This window comes from Streptomyces sp. ADI95-17 (assembly GCF_003846175.1).
GTDB lineage: Bacteria > Actinomycetota > Actinomycetes > Streptomycetales > Streptomycetaceae > Streptomyces > Streptomyces sanglieri.
In genome coordinates this window covers 455,064-460,999 of record NZ_ML123046.1, presented here as the reverse complement: position 1 = coordinate 460,999, position 5,936 = coordinate 455,064, and the positions used below count along the sequence as shown (strand labels likewise).

Here is a 5,936-nt window from a genome sequence, read left to right as displayed (position 1 = left end):
AGCGGGTGAAGCAGAGGGCTGAGCGGGGGACGATGCATTGACGGACATGGCGGAGGCGCTCCTCGCGTGGTCGATGCGTGCTCGGTGAGAACCGACTGCCGGTCGGTCGCGGTCAGATCGTGTTGCGGTACGGCGGCATGAAGCGCATCCGCGGCATCTGGTCGGCCAGCACTCCCCCGTCGACGACGAGGCGCGCCCCGGTGAGATACGCCCCGGCGTCCGAGGCGAGCAGCAGTAGCGCGCCCACGCATTCGTCGGGCTGCGCGTACCTGCCGAGCGGGATGCGCTCGCGGTACGCGGATTCGAAGGCCTCCCGGTCGAAGGGGAATTCGCCGTCGATGGGGGTCTCGACCATGCCGGGGGCAAGGGTGTTTGCGGTGATGCCGTGCGGGGCGAGCTCGACCGCGAGGGTCTCGGTGAGCAGTTGGGCGGCGGCCTTGGAGGCGTTGTAGTGGGCCAGGCCGGCCTCCGCCACCAGGGCGTTCTTCGAGGTGATGGTGATGATGCGGCCGGCGACCGAGTCCGCCGTCATGTGTTCGGCGATGCGCTGGCTGAGGAAGAAGACGGCATCGACGTTGACCCGCATGATGCGCGACCAGCTCGCCGGGGTGATCTCGTTGAAGCGCTCCAGCGCCGCGGTGCCCGCGTTGTTGACCAGGATGTGCAGCGGGCCCGCCTCGGCGCGTACGGCGTCGACGAAGCCGGGCAGCGCGTCGATGTCCGCGAGGTCCTGGCCGTAGGTACGGCACCGGCGGCCGAGTGCCTCGATCGCCGCCGCCGTCTCGGCGATGCCCTGGGCACCGGGCAGGTCGACGAGGACCAGATCGGCGCCCGCCTCCGCGAGGCCGACGGCGAAGGACCGGCCGAGGCCCCGGGCGGCCCCGGTCACGACCGCGGTGCGACCGGTCAGATCGAAGCGGTCGGTGCCGCGGGGCGGGACGGCTGCGGTCATGGCGGGGTTCCTCCAGGCGGAGCGGTACGGAGAGGGGTGTGTCGGCTCCGGTACTGATCGCCGGAGGGGTCCGGGCCGCCGCGCTGGGACACATGGGTGATGGCGCGGCGGCCCGGCTGCCGGTCGGTACCGGGCGACAGGGGGATGACCCCGGCACCGTACCGGCAGGTTCGGAGGAACGGCCGGATCAGCCGTTCAGGCCCAGCAGGTCCAGCGACGGCCGGTGGATGATCTCCTCCACCGCGTCCACGTCGAGCGGCGGCAGCCCGGGAATGCCGGGGATGCGGGCGATCTCCCGCAGCCCCTTCACCGAGTCGTCGACCGTCGTGAACGGGTAGTCGCTGCCGAACATCAGCTTGTGGAAGACCCCGTAGTCCTGGACCAGCCGGAGGCTGTGCCAGAGCTGGAAGGGCCGGTAGTGCAGGGCGCTGATGTCCGCGTACACGTGCGGGTGCTTGCGGATGACCGCGATGCACTCGCCCTCGAAGGGGTGGCCGAGGTGGGCGAGGACCATCCGCAGTTCCGGGTGGCGGATGGCGACCGCGTCCAGGTGGCGGGGCATCGCCCACTCCAGCGGCGCGCTCGACACGAAGGTCGTGCCGGTGTGCACCAGGAGCGGGAGGCCGTGCCGTTCGGCGTACGTGTACAGCTCGTCGTACTCCTCGGCGGCCGGGTCGAAGCCCGCGTACATCGGCATCAGCTTGATGCCGCGCAGACCCAGTTCCTGGTGGCCGTAGCGGAGTTCGTCCTGCCAGCCGGGCTGGGTCGGGTCCAGGGACAGATAGCCGATCAGCCGGTCGGGGTGTGCTCCGGCGTACGAGGCGACGGCCGCGTCGTCGACCCAGAGGCCGCTGCGCCGCGCCTTGCCGCCGACGACGATCGTGCGGGTGCCCTCGGGGGCGGTGGCCTCGTACTCCTCCCACTTCACCGTGAGGTCGACCTCGCCCGCGTGGGCGCGGGCGGAGTCGGACCTGAACGGGTCGGTGAAGTCGTGGCTGTGCCGGAAGAGGTGCGAGTGGACGTCGACGATCATGTCCGGTTCCGCTTCTCCCAGCCGTCCGCGAACATGTTCCAGAAGCGGTGGCTGGGCGGGTGCTCCTCGAAGACCTCGTCGACGAGCTCGACACCGAGGCCCGGTGCGGTCGGCAGGCCGATCCGGCCGTCGACGATCGGGAGGGTGCCCTTGAGCGCGTCGAAGACGTAGTCCTCCAGGAGTCCGTCGAAGGTTTCGAGAATCTTGAAGTTGGGGATTCCGAGCGTCGCGTGCACCGAGACGGTGGTGCAGAGCGGCGAGTTCGAGTTGTGCGGGGCGACGAGCATGCCATGGGTATCGGCGATCGCGGCCAGTTTCCTGACCTCGGTGAAGCCGCCGGCCATGGAGAGGTCGGGCTGGATGATGTCGACCGCGTTGGTGGCGAAGAGCTGCTTGTACTCGTAGCGGTTGTGGAAGTGCTCACCGCCGGAGATCGGGAACGCGGCGCGCTGGCGCAGTTCCGCGTAGCGCTCGATGTGGGTCCACGGCATCGGTTCCTCGAACCAGCCGATGTCGAAGGGTTCCAGCTCGCGCACCAGCCGGGCCGCGGTCGGCATGGCGAACCGGGCGTGGCCCTCGATGAAGAGGTCGACGTCCGGTCCGATGGCCTCGCGGACGGCGGCCACGAGGTCGACGGAGCGGCGCAGTTCGGCGCGCTCCAGCTCGTGCAGGCCGGGCCCGAACGGGTCGAACTTGAGGGCGGTGAAGCCCTTCGCCACGGTCTCCTTCGCCTTGGCGGCGAAGGTCTCCGGCTCGCGCTCGCCGGTGTACCAGCCGTTGGCGTACACGCGTACGTCGTCGCGGCAGGCGCCGCCGGTCAGCCGGTACGCGGGAACCCCGAGCGCCTTGCCCATCAGGTCGTACATGGCCTGGTCGAGGCCGGACAGGGCGACGCCGCCCATGTCGCCGCCGCGCAGGAAGTCGCCCTGGTAGACGCGGAGCCAGAGCTCCTCGATGTCGAAGGGGTCGGCGCCGATGAGGTGGCGCCGGGCGATCGCCTCGGTGAGCTCGCAGACCTCGCGGACCCGGTAGGGGTGGGTGATCTCGCCGATGCCGGACAGGCCCTCGTCGGTGTGGACCCGGACGTAGCCGAAGTCGCGCCAGGAGGTGCCGAGCATCAGCGTCTCGACCCGGGTGATCCGGCCGGCGGGGCCTGCCGGGCGGGTGCGGTTGACAGTAAGCATCAGCGGGTCGCTCCGCCCATGGTGGAGGTGTTCTCCAGGTCGCGGGCGCCGCCGTCGGCGAGCACGGCCTTGACCGCGGCCTCGGTGCCCTCGATGAGACGGTCCACGTCGGCGTCGGTGTGGGCGTAGCTGATGTGGCTGCGCTTGAGGTTGAGCGGCAGCTCGAACAGACCGTGGTCGAGGAGCTTGCGGCGGTAGCCGACGAAGAGCGAGGCGTCGTTGTTCAGCAGGTCCGCGTAGGTGCGGGGGGCCTCGCCCGGCATGAAGTAGCTGACGAAGACGGAGCCGTAGCCGGTGACGACGGCGGGGACACCGAGGCGCTCGTACAGTCCGGTCAGTTCGGTGCGGACCCGCTCGCCGAGCCGGAAGACGTGCTCGTGGACCGGCTCCTCGCGGAGCTTGCGCAGGGTGGCGAGGGCCGCGGCGACGACGGACGGGTGGCCGTTGTACGTGCCGGCGAAGAAGGCGGGGGCGCCGGGGCGGGTGGAGAAGAGGTCCATCAGGTCGGCGCGGCCGCCGATCGCGCCGACGGGGGCGCCGTTGGCGATGGCCTTGCCGAGGGTGGTGAGGTCGGGGGTGACGCCGGAGATCTTCTGCCAGCCGCCGATGTCGTGGCGGAAGCCGGTGATGACCTCGTCGAAGATCAGGATGCTGCCGGCCTTCGTGGTCTCCTCGCGCAGCGTAGTGAGGAACTCCTGGTACGGCAGGAGCGCTCCGACGTTGTGCGGGACGGGCTCGACGATCACGGCGGCGATGTCGGAGCCGTGCTCGGCGAAGGTGCGGCGGACGGCCTCGCTGTCGTTGAACGGCAGGACGAGGGTGGCTTCGAGGACCTCGGGCAGGATGCCGGTGGAGATCGGGTCGTGGCCGCCGACCTTCTCGGGCGCGGAGATGACATTGAGGCTGACCGCGTCGTGCCAGCCGTGGTAGCAGCCCTGGAACTTGACGACCAGGCGGCGGCCGGTGGCGGCGCGGGATACGCGCAGCGCGTGGAACGTGGCCTCGCTGCCGGTGCTGGTGAGCAGCACCTTCTCGATGGAGGGGATCAGCTCGGTGAGCTGTTCGGCGAGGAGTACCTCGCCCTCGGTGACACCGACGCCCATGTGGCCGAGGGTGGCTCCGGCCTCGGCGGTGGCGCGGGCCACGTCGGGGTCGTTGTGGCCGAGCAGGGGCGGTCCGAACGCCGAGTGGAAGTCGGTGTACTCGCGTCCGTCGGCGGTACGGAACCGTGCGCCGTCCGTCCCCGTGACGACCAGGTCGGTCAGTCCGGGAACACTGCGCTGACCGCTGTTCACGCCGCCGGGTACGACCTGGCGGGCGCGCTCGGCGAGTCGGGCTCCGGATTCGTTGCCAACCGGGCCTGAACTCATATCGCTTGCTCCTTGCGTCGAGAGTCGTCGGTCTTCGCAGGCCCTGCCCGGCCCGTGAATCCCTGGCGCCATCCGCCCGGCAGTCGCCGCAGGAAAGGGATGATCCGTGGTGTTTGGGGTGATGCTTGGGGTGGTGCGTTTCGCTTTTCCAGAACACTGTTCTGTAGAGCAGAACAGTGCCTGGATATTACGTCCGGCTTCGGGGCCGGTCAAGACCTTTCCGGGCCCAGGAAGGCCCGATTCCGCGCCTTCTTCACCGAGAACGCGCGTTCCGGACCTCCCCGAGGGACTAGGCTGTTCTGCTATGACGAACAGTGCTGCCCCAGAAGAACCGAAGTACTGGGTCAAGAGCGTGGCCAGGGCAGCGGACATCCTCGAAGCGCTCGCCGCCCCCGCACAGGGGAACGGCCTGAGCGTCACGGAGGTCGGCCAGGCCTGCTCCATCTCCAAGAGCGCCGCCTTCGGCATGCTCCAGACCCTGCGCGCCTACGGCCTCGTCTCGGACGACGGCGAGGGAATGAACCGCCGCTACCGGCTCGGCATGAGCCTGGCCCGGCTCGGCGACCGGGCCCGCTCCCAGGTGTCGCTGCGCGGCGTCGCCCACCCGGTGCTGCGCGAGCTGACCCGGACCACCGGGATGGCGTCCAGGCTCGCGGTCCCCGAGGACGGCCACGCGGTCGTCGTGGACCAGGTCGAGCTCGACCAGCGCGTCCGGCTGGATCTGCGGATGGGGCAGCGCGAGCTGCCGCACTGCACGGGCCTGGGCAAGGCGCTGCTCTCCGCCGTGCCGCCGAGCGAGGCGGCCGCGGTCGTCGAGCGCTTCGGGCTGCCCCGGCGCACCTCCCGCACCATCACCGACCCGGCGACCTTCCTGTCGCATCTGCGCGACATAGCCCGGGTCGGCTACGCCCTGGACGACGAGGAGGACGCCGAGGGCATCATCTGCATCGGCGCGCCGGTCTTCGACGACCGTTCGGTGTGCGCCGGGGCCGTCTCGATCACCGGCCTCAAGCTCGGCCTGCCGGCCTGGCGATACCAGGAACTGGGCGGCCAGGTACGGGACGCGGCCCGCCGGATCAGCGTCTCGCTCGGCTGGGTCGACGACCCGGACGGCACCACATCGGACAGCGACACGTCGCATTCCGACGGATTCGGGTCTTGACCAAACGGCTTAACCCGCCGTAGGTTCCCTGCCAACCGCGGTGACACTTCGAGGTCACCGGCGTTTTACCCTTTCCGACCCGGTTCCGGCGCCTGCCCATCGCGCCGTGAACACTCGACGGTCGGACCCTTTTCAGCCATCCGCCTCATGGCAGTCCCCCGCAGGAACGCTCCCTCACTTGTCGCACTTCTCGGAAGGCGAAGTCCGCATGAGCGTTCCGCACCAACACACCCCC

At 70.1% G+C, this 5,936-nt stretch carries 5 protein-coding genes; 1 reads left to right on the top strand and 4 read right to left on the bottom strand.

Going from position 1 to position 5,936, the window contains the following annotated elements:
* Positions 1–112: 112 nt before the first annotated feature.
* The 4 genes from EES42_RS15935 to EES42_RS15920 all read right to left on the bottom strand — a co-directional run bounded on the left by EES42_RS15935 (position 113) and on the right by EES42_RS15920 (position 4,539).
* On the bottom strand, positions 113–952 hold the full coding sequence (locus EES42_RS15935; RefSeq protein ID WP_124718888.1) for an SDR family NAD(P)-dependent oxidoreductase: 840 nt from the start codon (positions 950–952) through the stop codon (positions 113–115).
* A gap of 187 nt (positions 953–1,139) precedes the next feature.
* Complete coding sequence (locus EES42_RS15930; RefSeq protein WP_124718887.1) at positions 1,140–1,985, bottom strand: amidohydrolase family protein; 846 nt, start codon at positions 1,983–1,985, stop codon at positions 1,140–1,142.
* Positions 1,982–3,169, bottom strand: a complete 1,188-nt coding sequence (locus tag EES42_RS15925) for a mandelate racemase/muconate lactonizing enzyme family protein (protein ID WP_124718886.1) — start codon at positions 3,167–3,169, stop codon at positions 1,982–1,984. Before EES42_RS15925 ends, EES42_RS15930 begins: the two co-directional genes overlap by 4 nt.
* Positions 3,169–4,539 (bottom strand): aspartate aminotransferase family protein, encoded by a 1,371-nt coding sequence (locus EES42_RS15920; RefSeq protein WP_124718885.1) that lies wholly within the window; start codon positions 4,537–4,539, stop codon positions 3,169–3,171. The genes EES42_RS15925 and EES42_RS15920 overlap by 1 nt, the downstream gene beginning before the upstream one ends.
* Before the next feature lie 304 nt (positions 4,540–4,843).
* Between EES42_RS15920 and EES42_RS15915 the strand changes: the two genes are divergently transcribed.
* Positions 4,844–5,701 (top strand): IclR family transcriptional regulator, encoded by an 858-nt coding sequence (locus tag EES42_RS15915; RefSeq protein WP_124718884.1) that lies wholly within the window; start codon positions 4,844–4,846, stop codon positions 5,699–5,701.
* The last annotated feature ends 235 nt before the right edge of the window (positions 5,702–5,936 follow it).